This window comes from Kroppenstedtia guangzhouensis (genome assembly GCF_014637345.1).
GTDB classification, from domain to species: Bacteria; Bacillota; Bacilli; order Thermoactinomycetales; family DSM-45169; genus Kroppenstedtia; species Kroppenstedtia guangzhouensis.
Window position 1 is genome coordinate 164,743 of record NZ_BMEX01000001.1, and the last position, 16,420, is coordinate 181,162.

Annotated in this window: 14 protein-coding genes and 1 CRISPR repeat array; of the genes, 10 read left to right on the top strand and 4 right to left on the bottom strand. The window is 52.9% G+C overall.

Annotated features, from left to right (window positions below; genetic code table 11):
* Positions 1-41: 41 nt before the first annotated feature.
* Together IEV46_RS00990 and ilvA are read left to right on the top strand one after the other, a co-directional pair.
* The gene (locus tag IEV46_RS00990) at positions 42-953 is read left to right on the top strand and encodes a LysR family transcriptional regulator (protein ID WP_188428877.1); all 912 of its coding nucleotides are present in this window, start codon (positions 42-44) and stop codon (positions 951-953) included.
* 197 nt (positions 954-1,150) lie between these two features.
* Positions 1,151-2,389: a threonine ammonia-lyase IlvA gene (gene ilvA / locus IEV46_RS00995; protein ID WP_188428879.1), complete on the top strand. Its 1,239-nt coding sequence runs from the start codon at positions 1,151-1,153 to the stop codon at positions 2,387-2,389.
* Positions 2,390-2,878: 489 nt separating this feature from the next.
* A CRISPR array of direct repeats spans positions 2,879-3,380; the repeat unit is 31 nt; unit sequence CGTTTAGAATGTACCTATGAGGAATTGAAAC.
* A gap of 517 nt (positions 3,381-3,897) precedes the next feature.
* Here the strand turns inward: ilvA and IEV46_RS01000 are convergent.
* From IEV46_RS01000 to IEV46_RS01010, 3 genes are all read right to left on the bottom strand, one after another.
* Positions 3,898-4,377, bottom strand: coding sequence for a CarD family transcriptional regulator (locus tag IEV46_RS01000; protein ID WP_188428881.1), 480 nt, complete (start codon positions 4,375-4,377; stop codon positions 3,898-3,900).
* A gap of 376 nt (positions 4,378-4,753) precedes the next feature.
* Entirely contained in the window at positions 4,754-5,230 is a 477-nt protein-coding gene (locus IEV46_RS01005; RefSeq protein WP_188428883.1) for an S-ribosylhomocysteine lyase, read from the bottom strand.
* A 38-nt stretch (positions 5,231-5,268) separates the two neighbouring features.
* Positions 5,269-5,985: a 5'-methylthioadenosine/adenosylhomocysteine nucleosidase gene (locus IEV46_RS01010; RefSeq protein WP_188428885.1), complete on the bottom strand. Its 717-nt coding sequence runs from the start codon at positions 5,983-5,985 to the stop codon at positions 5,269-5,271.
* 447 nt (positions 5,986-6,432) lie between these two features.
* Here IEV46_RS01010 and IEV46_RS01015 point away from each other — a divergent pair, with 447 nt between their 5' ends.
* Entirely contained in the window at positions 6,433-7,788 is a 1,356-nt protein-coding gene (locus tag IEV46_RS01015; protein ID WP_188428887.1) for a glucose-6-phosphate isomerase, read from the top strand.
* Positions 7,789-7,930: 142 nt separating this feature from the next.
* Here IEV46_RS01015 and IEV46_RS01020 read toward each other — a convergent pair whose 3' ends face one another.
* Entirely contained in the window at positions 7,931-8,167 is a 237-nt protein-coding gene (locus tag IEV46_RS01020; RefSeq protein ID WP_188428889.1) for a hypothetical protein, read from the bottom strand.
* A 432-nt stretch (positions 8,168-8,599) separates the two neighbouring features.
* Between IEV46_RS01020 and galT the strand changes: the two genes are divergently transcribed.
* The 7 genes from galT to IEV46_RS01055 all read left to right on the top strand — a co-directional run bounded on the left by galT (position 8,600) and on the right by IEV46_RS01055 (position 16,367).
* Complete coding sequence (galT, locus tag IEV46_RS01025) at positions 8,600-9,577, top strand: galactose-1-phosphate uridylyltransferase (RefSeq protein WP_188428891.1); 978 nt, start codon at positions 8,600-8,602, stop codon at positions 9,575-9,577.
* Positions 9,574-10,770: a galactokinase gene (locus tag IEV46_RS01030; RefSeq protein ID WP_188428892.1), complete on the top strand. Its 1,197-nt coding sequence runs from the start codon at positions 9,574-9,576 to the stop codon at positions 10,768-10,770. The genes galT and IEV46_RS01030 overlap by 4 nt, the downstream gene beginning before the upstream one ends.
* Positions 10,755-11,774, top strand: coding sequence for a UDP-glucose 4-epimerase GalE (gene galE / locus IEV46_RS01035; RefSeq protein WP_188428894.1), 1,020 nt, complete (start codon positions 10,755-10,757; stop codon positions 11,772-11,774). Before IEV46_RS01030 ends, galE begins: the two co-directional genes overlap by 16 nt.
* Before the next feature lie 163 nt (positions 11,775-11,937).
* Positions 11,938-13,119, top strand: coding sequence for an ROK family transcriptional regulator (locus tag IEV46_RS01040; protein WP_229735798.1), 1,182 nt, complete (start codon positions 11,938-11,940; stop codon positions 13,117-13,119).
* Between the two features lie 174 nt (positions 13,120-13,293).
* The gene (locus IEV46_RS01045) at positions 13,294-14,520 is read left to right on the top strand and encodes an ABC transporter substrate-binding protein (RefSeq protein ID WP_229735855.1); all 1,227 of its coding nucleotides are present in this window, start codon (positions 13,294-13,296) and stop codon (positions 14,518-14,520) included.
* A 135-nt stretch (positions 14,521-14,655) separates the two neighbouring features.
* Positions 14,656-15,552 carry a carbohydrate ABC transporter permease gene (locus IEV46_RS01050; protein WP_373284533.1) on the top strand — a complete coding sequence of 299 codons (897 nt, stop codon included), beginning with the start codon at positions 14,656-14,658 and terminating at the stop codon, positions 15,550-15,552.
* Entirely contained in the window at positions 15,549-16,367 is an 819-nt protein-coding gene (locus IEV46_RS01055) for a carbohydrate ABC transporter permease (protein ID WP_188428900.1), read from the top strand. Before IEV46_RS01050 ends, IEV46_RS01055 begins: the two co-directional genes overlap by 4 nt.
* The last annotated feature ends 53 nt before the right edge of the window (positions 16,368-16,420 follow it).

The window sequence follows — 16,420 nt, forward strand, 5'->3', positions numbered from 1 at the left end:
CATATAATCATGCGGGACATCTGTCGGGGAGAGGATACGGTATGGATCCACATTTGCGGGTTTTTGTCACAGTGGCGGAAAAGAAAAACTTCTCACGGACAGCAGAAGAGCTACACATGACTCAGCCCGCTGTCAGTCAATACATTCAAGCATTGGAACGGACGATGGGTACCAAGCTGATTGAGCGAAACAACAAGTTTGTCTGTCTGACCAAAGCGGGTGAGATCGTCTATCATCATGCGCGGGAGATTTTGGGTTTGTATACACATATGCAGTCGCTGGTGGATGATCTTATGAAGGTGGCGAGCGGAAACCTGTCGATCGGAGCCAGTTATACATTTGGTGAATATATCCTGCCCCAAGTAATCGCCCGGCTTTACGGGCAGTACCCCTTGATCCAACCGTCAGTCACCATTGGAAATACGACGGAGATCGCGGAATCGGTTGCCGATCGGCATCTGGATGTGGGAATCGTGGAGGGGGAGTTCAACGATGAGCGGTTGAATACCGAACCCTTTGCAGAAGATTGGATGCATATCATCGTCCCTGCCGATCATCCATTGACCCGACAAAAACAGGTCACTATCCGCGATTTGAAAAAGGAGAACTGGATTGTGCGGGAGCAGGGCTCCGGTACCCGGGAGGCAACGGAGAAGATGTTTAAAAAGTTGGGCTTCGCACCGGATCATCTGATGGAATTCGGCAGTACCCAGCTGATTAAGGAATCTGTGGAGGCGGGCCTGGGGATCAGTTTTTTGTCGAACTGGGCAGTGCGGAAGGAAGAGTCTCTGGGAACCATTCATCTGTTGAAAATGGAAGGAACCCCGATTCCCCGGAAGTTCACCCGGATCACTCAGGATACCCCCTTCCAAACGAAGGCGCTGGAGGTTTTTATAAACGAATTGCACCGGTTGGAACCGCTTTTCTCCACCGAAAATCTCGGAAAGGAATGAACCGGGGATCAGGTCCCATCGGTCAGGTCCAGAGAATGAGGGGGCAGTTACTCGAGCACTTTTTCACTTTTTTGCAGAAAAGCATTGCATTGGGAAGGGGGGGACGTTGTATAATGGTCTGAAAAGATCGGGGGATACTTATGGAACCGTCATCACCAACACCGACTAGTATAAAAAAACGGGAAACACTCTCCCGGATGTCTGTAGAAGAGATCATCGTCGCCAATCACATCCTCAAGGATGTGATTATCCATACTCCCCTACAGAGGGATCCCGTGCTGTCAGCCAAATATGACTGCAATCTATATCTGAAACGGGAAGATTTGCAGGTGGTTCGTTCTTTCAAAATCCGTGGAGCATACAATGTGATCCGCCATCTCGATCCGCAAAAGTTGGAACGGGGAGTCGTCTGCGCCAGTGCCGGCAATCATGCCCAGGGTGTTGCCTTGTCCTGCAAAATCTTGCAAATTCCTGGCCGGATTTTTATGCCCAGCACCACTCCCAAACAAAAGGTTTCCCAAGTGAAAAGATTTGGCGGCTCCTTTGTGGAAGTGGTGCTCACCGGGGACACCTTTGATGACTCCCTGGCAGAGGCGCTGCGATACGGGAAAGAGAAAGGGATGGAGTTTATTCATCCCTTTGAGAATCCCCTCACTATCGCCGGTCAGGGAACGGTGGGTCTGGAGATCCTGAACGACCTGCAGGAACCGGTGGACTACCTGTTCGTCAGTGTCGGGGGAGGGGGCTTGGCGGCGGGGGTGGCCTCCTATGTGAAAAGCCTCAGCCCTGCCACCCGGGTGATCGGGGTGGAACCGGCGGGAGCTCCCTCCATGAAAAGGTCTGTAGAAGCCGGTCGGATCATCGAATTGAATGAAATTGAAAAATTCGTCGACGGTGCTGCAGTCCGTCAGGTGGGAGAGCTCACCTATGCCATCTGCCGGGAAACGGTGGATGAGTTTACTCTGGTACCGGAGGGCAAAGTTTGCACCACGATCCTGGACCTGTACAACGAGAACGCGATTGTGGCCGAACCCGCCGGTGCTCTGTCCATTGCCGCCCTCGACGGATACCGGGATGAGATTCGCGGCAAGACGGTGGTTTGCGTGGTGAGCGGGGGCAACAACGACATTGACCGCATGCAGGAGATCAAAGAGCGCTCCTTGATCCACGAGGGATTGAAACATTACTTCTCCGTCAATTTCCCTCAACGGGCCGGCGCCCTTCGGGAGTTCCTCGATGAAGTGCTCGGCCCCGATGATGACATCACTCGCTTTGAATACATCAAGAAAAACAGCAAGGAAAACGGCCCCGCCCTTGTCGGAATCGAATTGAAACGAAAAGAGGACTACGCCCCCCTGATCGACCGCATGAACCGCAAAGGCTTTCACTACATCGAAATTAACAAGGACCCCCACCTGTTCCACCTGTTGATCTAAAGCCGGAATGGCGGGAGGTCTCACGGAACCATCCTCTGTAAAATGTCGTCGACCCCCGGTAATGCAAAAACCCCCGGGGATCGACGACATTTGTTATATGATGATTGAACTTGATCTACCAAGGGTCGGGCGATCACCAGCAAGGATCCAGCGGAATCCGATCTGGGATCAGATCTTGAAAAGCCAGCGGGCATGCAGGTAAAATGGGTTTAGAATGTACCTATGAGGAATTGAAACACCAGTTCCACCCTCCCCGACTTGATACCCCTGGCTCGTTTAGAATGTACCTATGAGGAATTGAAACAACGGAATTTGTATTTCCAAGCTAATCCAATGGTCAACCGTTTAGAATGTACCTATGAGGAATTGAAACCTCCAGCGTGCAAGCCTTTGATCAGGTCAGTTGTGCCGTTGTTTCCCCGCTAACCTCTCAAACGCTTCCGCTATCCGCTTTGCCGTCTCTCCCGTGTTCTCACCTAACGCCTTGCACGTTTAGAATGTACCTATGAGGAATTGAAACCAGAGAGGCGTGAAAGCCACACGCGAAATCCCTGTTCCGTTTAGAATGTACCTATGAGGAATTGAAACAGCCTTGGCTGGAAGAGCAGGGTCTTGACGCGTTTCGTTTAGAATGTACCTATGAGGAATTGAAACCCTAGAAAAAGATATGATATCGATAGTGATAATACTATCGTTTAGAATGTACCTATGAGGAATTGAAACACTTCTTCCAACTGATTCTGTAACCATTCAAGAATCTCGTTTAGAATGTACCTATGAGGAATTGAAACCTTGATCGGACGTGTATCTTCAGCAATCCGATACGAGTTTAGAATGTACCTATGAGGAATTGAAACGGGCTCAACCTCCTGCATCGGAACCCGGGAGAGAGTGTTTAGAATGTACCTATGAGGAATTGAAACGTTGGCTTGTGTCTGCTGTAAACCTTGCTGAAACTTGCGTTTAGAATGTACCTATGAGAAATTGAAACATGGTTATCATGAACATTTTCAAATCACTTATTAGACTGAGGGATTGAAACTCCTCCGATTCCCGGTAGTCCGCTTCCACATTGCCGATCGTATACATCTTGTCTAGTATTGTTTGGATCGTACGAGGCCTGTTGATTAACCGGGAAGGGTTACTGAAAACAAAAATTGCTTTTGCGCTTTCCTTTCTCCGGGGACGGTGGGACGGCTGTGATCTCTTGCAATAAGCACAAACGATGACTGGCTTCACGGATGCTGGTCCATGATTTGGTTGGCAATAGAAAAAACCGGGGCTCTCAGCCACGGTTTTTTCGGTTTAAGTATCTTTTTAATCTTTACACCATTTTTCAGGAGCAAACCCCTTGTTTATCACATAACCCGGACAAGCCCGGATGCCAAGTTGCTTTTTTTATGTGCTTCCCATTCAGATGCCTGAAGATTCGAACAAGTACGACGTATGCGGTCGAAGGTATTGAAACAAATTAAAAAACGGAAAATCCGGATTGTTCGGGTTTTCCGTTAACAATGGGCGGCTTCATTCAACAGCCGGGTGGCTTGTTCCTCCTCAATCCCCTTTACCAGCACCAGTTCGCTGATCAAAATCTGTTTGGCGTTGTCCAGCAGTTTTTTCTCACCGGTGCCGAGGGCTTTCTCTTTGCTGATCTGCGTCAGGTCCCGGATCACTTCGGTGGTTTTATAAATGTCACCGGTTTTCATCTTATCCAGGTTCATGCGGAACCGTTGGTTCCAGGAGCCCGATGCAGAGGAGGGATCGTCATTGAACAGGAGCAATACGTCCTCCATTGTGTCAGGGTCGACGATATGCCGGAGTCCCATATCGTCGATTTTTGCTGCGGGAATCATGATTTGCACGTTTCCCAGAGACATGTGAATGATGTAGTAACGTTGTTTTTTTCCGAGGATCTCTTTTTCTTCTATGGCCTCAATCACACCGGCTCCATGGAGAGGGTAAACGATTTTGTCACCAACTTGGAACAATCAGCCCACCTCCGTAATTGAAACCCTTGTTTAAAGAATACCACACTTTAATACACAAATCAAACAAAATTTAAAATGATACCATGAATATAGGTTATTCGTCAAGAAGGTATGATAAAAAATCACCTGTATGGGGTTTAACCCAGATAAGGGGTCTGGATTCATCGGGGAGGAAGGCAGAGGAGGGTGTGTTGATTTATTTTCCCCAATCCAGAGGCAAGGAATGGAGAAGGATTTTGGTGGACTCACCGTCTTCCCATGACAGATCGATTATAAAAGTCCCGCCGATGGAAGGCGGGACCATGAACAGCAACCTGATTTTCAAAAAAGATCTGTTCTATCCGGCGGGCCCGGGCGGGAGGACTCATGGTTAGTCTCACAAATCATCCTCGTGGAACACCTTCAGCAGATCTTCCATTCCAGCGGTGAGGAAGCGGCGGGCCCACAGTTTGGCAGCGTCAAGGTCGTGGTCCCGGTAATTGCCGCAATGGACGGGGGAACAGCCTGGCACCTCCCGGGCTTCCAGGACATCCGCCAGTGTCTTCCGCAGAAGTTTGGCGGCTTCCGTGGGCGTCTTTTCTCCATGCATGATCAGGTAAAATCCCGTCCGACAGCCCATGGGAGATAAGTCGATCACATTATCGCTGTGGTTGCGGATGTACTCTGCCATCAAATGTTCCAGGGAATGGAGAGCATCCGTGGGAATGAAGCGTTCATTGGGTTGTGTGAATCGGAGATCAAATTTGGTAATTGTCTCCCCGTTCAGTTGCTTGACTTCGGCCACCCGAACATAAGGGGCAACGACCCGGGTATGATTCAGGTTGAAAGATTCCACATTGTACCGATCAGACACAACGATCCCTCCCCATGGCAAAGATTTCAGATTCCAAGTCAGGAAGCGAACCCTGTCTGCTCCACTTTGGATTTTAGATACGTTTCCAACAGAGTGGCGTTTCGTTTTGAGATCTCCGTCAGAAAGGTTTGAAAGGAAATATCGGCCTCTCCGTCGGCATTGTCGGAGACGGAGCGGACAGACACGAAGGGAATTCTGTTGAGGTGGGCGATCTGGGAAAAGGCGGCGGTCTCCATCTCCACCAGGACAGCTTCCGTTTCACGCTGGATGGAGAGTCTTCTTTTCTTGTCGGAAACGAAAGCATCCCCAGTGGCCACCCGTCCCAAATGGCTGGGGATGCCGAGCTTCGCCGCCATTTGGGACAGGTCCCGGATCAGTGCAGGATCGGAGGGGATCACCCGGGGTACACCAGGGAAGGTATGGGGGGGTTGCCCCACTCCGGTGCAATCCACATCGTGGTAAATGGATTCCTCCACCAACACGAGATCGCCGATGTGGAGTTGATCGCTCAACGCCCCGGCAGAACCGATGTTTATCACCTCTGTCGGATGGTGACGGGTGATCAGGTATTGCATACAGGCGCCGGCTTGAGCCTTTCCGATCCCGGAGACGGCGGTGATGACCTGGAGGCCGTTCCATTCTGTCATGGAGAGTTCAAGGCCGCCTATCTGCTCCACTTTGTGGATCCCGAGCCGTTGTCTCAGGGGTTCCACCTCTTCCGGCATTGCGGAGATGATGGCGATGGTTTGGGTCACTGCGATTTCTCCTCCTTTATTGGGTGGAAGGGATCGATGGCAAGAAGCATGTGAAAAAGTGTTTACAAGGAGGATTGGGTTTTATATGGAGTACCCTTTTGAAGTTCAGAACAACGAAACGGAATGTAAAAACCCAATCCCGACTCTATAAATCCACTAAATCACAAAGCTTCAACCCACGGGTCGCACATTCCACGGCTCATGATACCAAAGATCGGCGCGGATGACATCACTCTGTTGCAACGGCCAGAAGCATTGTGAAAACGCCGTTCCCAGGGAGGATCGGGTTTCTGGATCCTCAGAATTTTGGCGCGAAATGCGAAACAAGAGTGAACTCATTTACAACGACTCTAGTGGATTGCCTTCCAATTCCATGGAGCTTCCAGTAAAATTGCCTTGACATCCTATGGGGATATCGACACAGGACTCAACAGGAGGGTGCAAAAAATGGGGAAACGCCTCAGGTTCGATTATGCTAATGCGCTCACTTTTTTCGGTCCACACGAATTGGAACAGATGGAGCCCGCTGTCCAAATGGCCCATGATCAGTTGCACAGGAGGACCGGTGCGGGACAGGAGTATCTCGGCTGGATCGATCTGCCCGAGATTTATGACCGGGAGGAGTTTCAGCGGATCCAAAGGGCGGCGGAAAAGATCCGTTCGGATTCAGACGCACTGGTGGTGATCGGGATCGGCGGATCCTATCTGGGAGCCCGTGCCGCTCTCGGGATGCTGACTCACACCTATTACAATGAACTGCCGGCAGGGGATCGTCGGGGGCCGGAGATCCATTTCGCCGGCAACCATATCAGTTCCACCGGACTGACTCACCTGCTGGAACATTTGAAAGGGAAGCGGGTGAGTCTCAATGTCATCTCCAAATCGGGAACGACGACAGAACCGGCGATCGCCTTCCGCATCCTAAGGGGTTGGATGGAACAGCAGTATGGGAGGGAAGGGGCGAGAAAACGGATTTATGCCACCACCGACCGTAAACAAGGAGCTCTCAAGCGATTGGCTGAGACGGAAGGATATGAAACCTTTGTCATTCCAGAGGATGTGGGCGGTCGATATTCGGTGCTGACAGCAGTGGGTTTTTTACCCATCGCCGCGGCGGGGATCGATCTCGATCAGATGATGGCGGGAGCCCGGGAAGCGAGGGTTGCCTTTGGCACCCCTGATTTGGCGAAAAATGCCGCTTACCAATATGCGGCGATCCGCAATATTTTGTATCGGAAGGGCAAGCATGTGGAGCTTTTGGTTCATTATGAGCCGTCTCTTCAATATTTTTCCGAGTGGTGGAAACAGCTTTTCGGTGAGAGTGAAGGCAAAGATGGGAAAGGAATTTTTCCGGCGTCGGTCCAGTTCACCACGGATCTGCATTCCATGGGACAGTATATCCAGGAAGGACACCGGAATCTCTTTGAGACGGTGATCCAAGTGGAACAGACGGCAGAGACCCTCACGATCCGGAAAGACCCTGACAACCTGGACGGTCTCAATTATCTGGCCGGACACACCATGGACGAAGTGAACCGCAAGGCTCTCGAGGCCACGATGTTGGCCCACAGCGATGGGGGAGTGCCCAATTTACTTCTCCGCATCCCGGAAATCAGTCCCTTCACCTTTGGAGAGATGGTCTACTTTTTTGAAAAAGCCTGTGGAATCAGCGGCTATCTGATGGGGGTCAACCCCTTCGATCAACCGGGGGTGGAAGCTTACAAAAGGAATATGTTCGCCCTGTTGGGTAAGCCGGGCTTTGAAGGAGAAGGAGAAAAATTGAACAGACGGCTGAAGTCTTAAACACCTCCTGCCCCTGTCGGAACTGGATCCGGGACAGGATTTTTGCCCAAAGAAAAAAGCGGCCGATGCAGGCCGCTCTACATAATGTGAGGATGAGGTTTTGAAGGATAAGGAAAGATGATGGCGTCTGTCTGTCAAACCCTCATCCCCTGACCAAGGATGATATGAACAGGATCGCCCCAGCCAGGATGAAACCGCAAAAGATGTAGAGCAGTTCAATTCCAAGCGCGGCCTGTTTCTTTTTCCGTCTGGCTTCTTTCTTGGAGTTCACCTTTTTTATCGATGGGTTTTTCTTCGTCTGCTTCACCTTCCTGGTCTGCTTGCTCCTTTTCTTGTTTTTGCCGGCTGTCGATGACTTCTCTTTCTCGGTTTTTTTCATCAGAACCTCCTCCTTTCCTGCGGGTTTACTCCCGGGCGAACCCGTTCCTCTGTCGATTCCGCATAAAGGGACGAAGTGAATTGCGGGAGGTGCATAAAGTTGGTTGAGAAAATTACTTCATCTGAAATTTAAGATGATCTCCTGTTCCAGTCGTTAAAAAGCAATCGGAGGGAAGAGTGGGGGTTTCCGCAGAGTGCCCTTTTGTCTTGGATGAAAATCCCTGGGTCCTCTTCATCCATATCGAATTCGATTTTTGGCGGGTCACCGGCGGTCCAATCCAGAAAGTATTTTAACATATGGATGGAGAGAAAACCCTTTCTTTCCGCGATGGGGTTCAATACACCGTTTTTCAGTCCTTGCCCGTATTTTGTAAATTCTGATATAATGTAATACAGTGATAATTAAATAATTTAAGTATTGGAGGGACCCGGAGTGGAGTTGCGCTACAATCCGTTGTTGGACGATTGGACCATGGTGGCCTCCAACCGGAAAGACAGGCCCACCCTTCCCCAAAGGGACTGCCCGTTCTGTCCGGGTTCGGGTAAGGTGCCTGACAGTTACGAGGTGTTGAAATATGACAATGACTTTCCGGCACTGATGCCGGATCCCCCCGCTCCGGACCCGGTGGGATCCGCATTTTACCGAACGGAGAAAGCCCGCGGCAAGTGTGAAGTGATTCTGTATTCGCCGGAACACAGGGTGACACTGCCGGAGTTGCCGGTGCACCATATTGAAAAGTTGGTGGATCTGTGGACGGAACGATTTGCGGAACTGGAGAAGGATCCGCATCATCAATATGTACTGATTTTTGAAAACCGGGGAGAAGAGGTGGGGGTGACCATGCCCCACCCCCATGGACAAATCTATGCCTATTCCCGGATGCCGCTGAAAATAGAAAGGGAGTTGTCCAGCTGCAAGGCACACCATGAACGGACCGGTCGGTGCCTGATCTGTGATATGAACCGGGAGGAAATGAAGTTCCAAGGGAGAGTGGTCGCCGAAAACGATCATTTCCTGGCTTATCTTCCCTTCTTCACCGACTACCCTTACGGATTATTCATCGTCAGTAAGCATCATGTGACGGCACTCACTGATTTCAACCGCAGCCAGAAGCGGGCTCTGGCAGGGATTTTGAAGGAGATGACCGGGGCGATGGACACCCTGTTTGACCGTCCCTTTCCGTATATGATGGTGTTGCACCAACGCCCCGTCAACGGGGATGATGTGGAGACGTATTACCATTTTCACATCGAGTTTTATACCCCTCTCAGGGAACGGGATCAGATCAAGTATTATGCTTCTTCGGAAATGGGGGCCTGGGCCGCTTGCAATCCCTGCTCCGTGGAAGAGACGGCAGAGGAGCTTCGGGAAGCTTATCGGCGGTTTCTGAAGAAGGAAGAGAGCGGATGAGGGTGAGAGTCGAAGCGGCGAGGGAGGCCTTTACACGACTCTACGGCCCGGGGGAGGTCCGGCTTTTTTTCGCCCCGGGCCGGGTCAACCTGATCGGGGAACATACTGATTACACGGGGGGGTATGTATTTCCGGCCGCACTCACCCTGGGTACCTGGGCCGCCCTTCGGCCACGGAAAGACGGAGTCTTCCGGCTGGTATCCACCCGGTTTGCAAAAGGGGCAAGGTTTACGAGGAATGAGGTGAGATTTCGTCGGGAAGAAGGATGGGCCAACTTTCCGAAGGGAATGATTCGGGAGTTGGCCGAGTCCGGGGCCAGACTGCCGGGAGCGGATATTTTGTATTTCGGAGACCTGCCGCCGGGCGCCGGCTTGTCATCTTCCGCCTCCCTCGGGCTGGTGACGGGGGTGGCTCTCTCCGCTTTGGAAGATCGAAAACCGACGATGTTGGACTTGATTCAGATGGTTCGGCGAGCGGAAAACCGGTTTATCGGGGTTCAGTGCGGGATCATGGATCCCTTCGCCTCCGGGATGGGCAAAGCGGGTCACGCGATTTTGCTCCATTGCCGTCGGTTGGAATATCACCATGTTCCCTTGAACCTGGGGGATTACCGGTTGTTGATCATTCACACCAACAAGGCACGTGATCTGGCCGAATCCAAATACAACGAACGACGCCGGGAGTGTAGGGAAGGATTTCACCAATTGAGACAACAACTCCCGGAAGCGACAGATTTGGGGGGTGTTGGGGAAGAGGCGTGGCAGGAAGCACAGGATGCGGTGAAGTCTCCTCGGTTGAGAAAACGGTTGGCACATGTGATCACGGAGAACGCCCGCGTCCTTCAGTCGGAGCAGGCTTTGAAAGCAGGGGACCTGCATCGCTTTGGTGAGCTGATGAAAGCATCTCACCGATCATTGAGGGAAAATTATGAAGTCACCGGCCGAGAGTTGGATGCTCTGTTTGATGCAGCGATCCAGGTGCCGGGGTGTATCGGTGCCCGCATGACTGGAGCGGGATTCGGCGGTTGTACGGTAAATCTGGTTCATCGGGAAGCGGTGAAATCATTCCGGCAGCGGGTGGGAGAGCAATATTTTGCTGAAACAGGGCGTCAGGCGGTGTTCCACGCGACAGCGATCGGGGACGGTGCCCGAGAGATCAGGGAGGGGGAGGAACGGGAATGGCAGTGCTGGTGACCGGGGGAGCCGGTTATATCGGGAGTCATACCGTGGTTCATCTGCTGGAGAGGGGAGAAGAGGTGGTGGTACTCGACCATCTGGGTACTGGCCATCGGGCAGCGGTGAAAGCCCCGGTTTTTTACTGGGGGGATCTGAGGGATGAGATGCTCTTAAACCGGATTTTCCAGGAACACCGGATCGAGTCGGTGATCCATTTTGCCGCACTCTCCCTGGTGGGGGCCAGCGGAGAGAATCCTCTCGCCTATTACGATAACAATGTGTCGGGAACCCGCTGCTTGCTGTCGGCCATGGTGACTCACGGGGTGAAGCGGATCGTCTTCTCCTCCACCGCCGCCGTCTACGGAGAACCGGAGACAGTCCCGATCCCCGAGACAGCTCCCCTTCGCCCCACTAATCCTTATGGGGAGACCAAGGGGGTGATCGAAAGGATGTTGGACTGGTGCGGCCAAGCCTATGGGATGAAATCCATCTCCCTTCGTTATTTTAATGCGTCGGGAGCCCATCCCGCCGCTGATGTGGGGGAGGATCATCATCCGGAGACTCATTTGATCCCGATCGTATTACAAGCGGCCCTGGGGCGGAGGGAGTCGGTTCAAGTCTTTGGTGATGATTATCCCACCCCGGATGGCACCTGTATCCGGGACTATGTTCATGTGATGGATTTGGCTGAGGCTCACGGATTCGCACTGGAACATCTCAGGGCCGGCCGACCGGGAGGCGTGTACAACCTGGGGAACGGAAAAGGGTTTTCCGTCCGGGAAGTGATCCGGACGGCAGAACGGATCACCGGGCGCCGGATCCCAATTCGGACAGCTCCCCGCCGCCCGGGAGATCCTGCAGTCTTAGTGGCATCCGCAGAGAAGGCACGGGCGGAACTGGGATGGCATCCCCGCCATCCGGAGCTGGATGAGATCATCGCCAGCGCCTGGAAGTGGATGCGACGCCATCCCCGGGGGTTTGAAGAAGGAGAGAGTTTCGAATCGAAGGGGTGCAGAATTTGACGAAAAGAAGGACATTTCTAACTAAATGTATAAAAAGGAGGTGGAATCCAGTGAGAGGGTGTCTGGCACCGGCATGATTGGAGCCGGTGGCCGGAGGTTATCCACCCTTGGAAAGGGGGTGTCCGCCATATCACAGTCGATCAAGACCGGGAGTTTCCGCTGGATGAAATCGATCAACAAATCGACGATCCTGAATGTGATCCGCCTTCAAGGTCCGCTTTCCCGGGCGGAGATCGCCAAGGTGACACACTTGACCCCGCCTACAGTGACCAATATTGTGAGTGAGCTCTTGCGGGAGGGGTGGGTGGTGGAGTGTGAATTGGGGGAGTCCACCGGTGGTCGGAAACCCATCCTGCTGAATATTAACCACAAAGCTTTCAACGTAGTCGGGGTGTATGCGGGGGTGAAGACCATCCGGGTGTTGTCTGCGGATCTGGCGGGAAACACAGGGGAGGAGCGGTTGCTATCCGTTCCGGCCCGTCCATCCGGGAAAATCTATGCGGATCTGTTGATTGAAGCGGTCGGATCCGTGGCTGACCGGATCCGGGAGAAGGGAATTCCCTTATTGGGGATTGGAGTGGGGATGCACGGTCTGGTGGATCCTCGGGAAGGTGTCTCCCGATTTGCTCCCAACCTCCCCTTCTCTGACCTTCCCCTCCGTTCCATTCTGGAGGAGAAATTCAGTGTTTCCGTGGAAGTGGAAAATGATGTTCGTGCCCGAGCGGTGGGGGAGAGTTGGTTTGGACACGGACGGGGGGCGGATCCCTTTATCTGTGTTCATGTGGGGACCGGGGTGGGGGCAGGGATGATGTATGAAGGTCGTCTGTTGTACGGCCCCACTTTTACCGCCGGAGAATTGGGGCATACGGTGATCGATCCGGCCGGACCGGCGTGCGGATGTGGAAACCGAGGCTGTTTGGAGGCTTTTGTTTCCGGTCCTGCCACCTTGGAGCGGGTCCGAAGGCGTCTGGCGGCGGGGGAGGCATCCCTGTTGCGGACCCGGATGGGAGTCGATGGGAAGCTTACAGGTCCGGATCTGACCAGAGCTGCGGCGGAAGGGGATCGATTGGCCGTAGAAGAGCTGGCCGAGACCGGACGCTGTTTGGGCATTGCACTGGCCAATCTGATCAATCTTCTGAACCCACGAAAAATTATCCTGAGTGGCGGGATGATTGCTGCCGGTGATTTTGTCCTGAATCCGTTGCGAAGGACGGTGGAGGAGAGGGCTTTGTCCACTCCCGCCAAAGAAGTCTCCATTGTTGTCTCTGAGCTGGGCGACCGGGCGGGAGTGATCGGAGCTTTCACTCTGGTCTTGCAAAAACTGTTTGAACCCCAACAGGAGTGAACAAGCAAATCCGGAAACAATGGTCCCAACCTCGTTTTGAAGGGATTGCCATCATTCTGACGTCTGTTTCTGTTTGATGAAACCGGCGATGACTTTGTCGCCTTGGAGGAGGAGATGATCGTGAGAAAATCATCCCGTGGGATGATCCTGTTGATTTGCCTGGCATTGGTCTGGATGACAGCGGCTTGCGGCGGGCAGTCCGACGGAGAGGGAGCCGGGGAACGCAAACAGGTGGAAATTTTCAGCTGGTGGACGGGGGCCGGTGAAGAAGCGGGTCTGAAGGCGCTGATCCAATTGTTTGAAGAGAAGAACCCGGACATCCAAGTCAAAAATGCGGCGGTGGCCGGAGGGGCAGGCACCAATGCCAAGGCGACCCTGGCCACCCGTATGCAAGGGGATGATCCACCGGACACCTTTCAGGTTCATGGAGGCTCGGAACTGAATGACAGCTGGGTGGCGGCGGGGAAGATGGAACCGCTGAACGAACTTTACAAAGAACAGGGATGGATGGATAAGTTCCCGGAAGAGCTGATCGACATGGTCAGCAAGGATGGGAAGATCTACTCGGTTCCGGTCAATATACACCGAGGAAATGTTCTCTGGTACAACGCAAAAATCTTTGATGAAAACGGGATCGAACCTCCAACGAGTTTTGATGATTTTTTCAAGGCGGCTGAGAAACTGAAAAAGAAAGGAGTCGTTCCCCTTGCCCTCGGTGACAAGGAACCTTGGGGAGCCACCCATCTTTTGGAGACGGTTTTGCTCGGGAAGCTGGGTCCGGAGGACTACGGAAAGTTGTGGACGGGGAAACTCTCCTTCGAAAATCCGAAGGTAAAAGAAGCATTGAAAACCTACAAGAAGATGCTGACCTACACCAATAAGGACCACGCCGCCAGGAACTGGCAGGACGCCGCCCAGATGGTGGCCAAAGGGGAGGCCGCGATGAATGTGATGGGCGACTGGGCCAAGGGATACTTCACCACTGATCTCAAATTGAAGCCGGGAAAAGACTTCGGTTGGACTGCAACCCCGGGCACCGAAAGCAGCTTCATGGTGATCACCGACACCTTCGGTCTTCCCAAAGGGGCCAAACATCCGGAAGCGACACAAGAGTGGCTCCGGGTGTTGGGTTCGGCGGAAGGACAGGATGTATTCAACCCCTTGAAGGGATCGATTCCGGCCCGGGTGGATGCCGATGTAAGCAAATATGATGAATATGGAAAAGAGGCGATCAAGCAGTTCAAAGATTCAAAATTGGCACCTAGTTTGGCCCATGGCTCCGCCGCTCCGGAAGGTTTTGTGACCGAGGCGGATCAGGCGGTTAACACCTTTGTCACCCAAGGGGATGTGGACCGACTGGCTCAGACATTGAAAGAGACACTGGAACAAGCAAATCGGTAATATCCTATCCGGGCGGCGGCACGCCGCCTTTCTTCAAGGAGGGGTCGATGAGTGGAGCCGCTTCGACCGGCGCACAAAACTGATGACCGTCCGGGCACTTCCGTCCAGACACGAACAAGGATCGATGACAGATGGATGGGTTTCTTTTTGCTTATTCCATCCCTTTTGGCGATCGCTGTGTTTGTTTACGGGTTTATCGGGTGGACGGGCTATGTTTCCTTCTCCGACTGGAATTCCTTGATTCCCCGCATGAACTGGGTCGGCTTCGAAAACTATCGATCGTTGTTCCAGGATTTTCGGTTTCAGTCCGATCTGAGAAACACCTTGGTGTTCACCGTCCTCTTCATCTCGGTCTGTCTTGTGACAGGCTTGATCCTTGCTGTTCTGCTGGATCGAAAACTGAAGGGGGAACATCTTTTTCGCAATATTTTCATCTTCCCGATGGCCCTCTCTTTCATTGTCACCGGGGTGGTCTGGCAATGGATCTTCAACCCCTCCACAGGGGTGAACCTCTTTTTGAACAAGCTGGGGTTAGAAGAGCCGCCGGTCTGGTATGTGGATACCCGGATCATTCCCGGGGTGGAGTGGGGACAGATCCAATTCGGCATTCCCCTGGCTCTGGTTGCGGTGGTGATCGCCGCAGTCTGGCAGTTGTCCGGTTTTACGATGGCGATGTATCTCGCCGGATTGCGGGGGATTCCCGACGAGATCCGGGAAGCGGCCCGGGTGGACGGGGCCGGGGAGTGGCAGGTGTTCAGAAAGGTGATTCTTCCTCTCCTCCGGCCGATCACTCTTAGCGTCATCATTATCCTGGGTCATATTTCCCTCAAAATTTTTGACCTGGTGATGGCGATGACCGGTCCGGGGGCCAACTTTGTGACCGATGTTCCCGGTGTCTACATGTTTGAGACCACCTTCCGGGGCAATCACTATGCCCAGGGGGCGGCCATTGCGATCTTGATGTTGATGATGGTGTCGGTTCTCATCATCCCGTACCTGGTCTCCTCCATGAGAAAGGAGGCGGACAGATGAAGCTCAAACCGGGCCGAATCGTCACCTATCTTTTGCTCATCCTGGCAGCAATCTTCTTTCTGACTCCAGTGTTTGTGATGATAGTGACCAGTTTTAAGGAGGTGGAGGAGGCTACTCTGGATCGGATGTGGGAGCTGCCCTCTTCCCTGAATTGGGAGAGTTACGCCATCGCCTGGGAGAAGCTGTCGCCTCATTTGATGAACAGTCTCTACTTGGCCCTTCCCGCCACCTTCTTGTCCGCGCTGTTGGGTTCCATCAACGGTTATGTCCTCTCCAAATGGCGGTTCAGAGGGTCGGATCTCCTGTTCACCCTCATCTTGTTCGGTATGTTCATCCCCTATCAGAGTATCCTGATCCCGATGATCCGTTTTCTTCAGGAGATTCAGTTGTACAATTCGATTCCGGGCTTGATCTTTGTCCATGTGGTCTACGGAATCCCGGTCACCACTCTGATCTTCCGCAACTTTTACGCCGGAATTCCCGATGAGATCCTGGAGGCGGCCCAAATCGACGGAAACGGCATCTTGGGCATCTATCGGCGAATCATCCTGCCTCTGTCCATTCCGGGCTTTGTGGTGGTGGGCATCTGGCAGTTCACCCAGGTGTGGAATGAGTTCCTGTTTGCCGTCACCCTGACGACCACTTCCCAACATCCGGTGATGGTGGCGTTGCAAAATCTGTCCGGCAGCCAGATCGTCCAGTGGAACATCCAGATGGCGGGAGCCCTCCTGGCGGCACTGCCCACCCTGCTCATCTATGTATTGCTGGGCCGTTACTTTATCCGGGGACTGTTGGCCGGGTCTTTGAAAGGTTGAATGTGGGGATGGGATAATTAACTCTCTTCAAACCACGGACTTATGTGGTTTGA

Excerpts from the sequence above, each read along its gene's own strand:
- IEV46_RS00990 (WP_188428877.1), top strand. The coding sequence starts at position 42 with ATGGATCCACATTTGCGGGTTTTTGTCACAGTGGCGGAAAAGAAAAAC.
- ilvA (WP_188428879.1), top strand. The coding sequence starts at position 1,151 with ATGTCTGTAGAAGAGATCATCGTCGCCAATCACATCCTCAAGGATGTG.
- IEV46_RS01015 (WP_188428887.1), top strand. The coding sequence starts at position 6,433 with ATGGGGAAACGCCTCAGGTTCGATTATGCTAATGCGCTCACTTTTTTC.
- IEV46_RS01020 (WP_188428889.1), bottom strand. The coding sequence starts at position 8,167 with ATGAAAAAAACCGAGAAAGAGAAGTCATCGACAGCCGGCAAAAACAAG.
- IEV46_RS01030 (WP_188428892.1), top strand. The coding sequence starts at position 9,574 with ATGAGGGTGAGAGTCGAAGCGGCGAGGGAGGCCTTTACACGACTCTAC.
- galE (WP_188428894.1), top strand. The coding sequence starts at position 10,755 with ATGGCAGTGCTGGTGACCGGGGGAGCCGGTTATATCGGGAGTCATACC.
- IEV46_RS01040 (WP_229735798.1), top strand. The coding sequence starts at position 11,938 with ATGAAATCGATCAACAAATCGACGATCCTGAATGTGATCCGCCTTCAA.
- IEV46_RS01045 (WP_229735855.1), top strand. The coding sequence starts at position 13,294 with ATGACAGCGGCTTGCGGCGGGCAGTCCGACGGAGAGGGAGCCGGGGAA.
- IEV46_RS01050 (WP_373284533.1), top strand. The coding sequence starts at position 14,656 with ATGGGTTTCTTTTTGCTTATTCCATCCCTTTTGGCGATCGCTGTGTTT.
- IEV46_RS01055 (WP_188428900.1), top strand. The coding sequence starts at position 15,549 with ATGAAGCTCAAACCGGGCCGAATCGTCACCTATCTTTTGCTCATCCTG.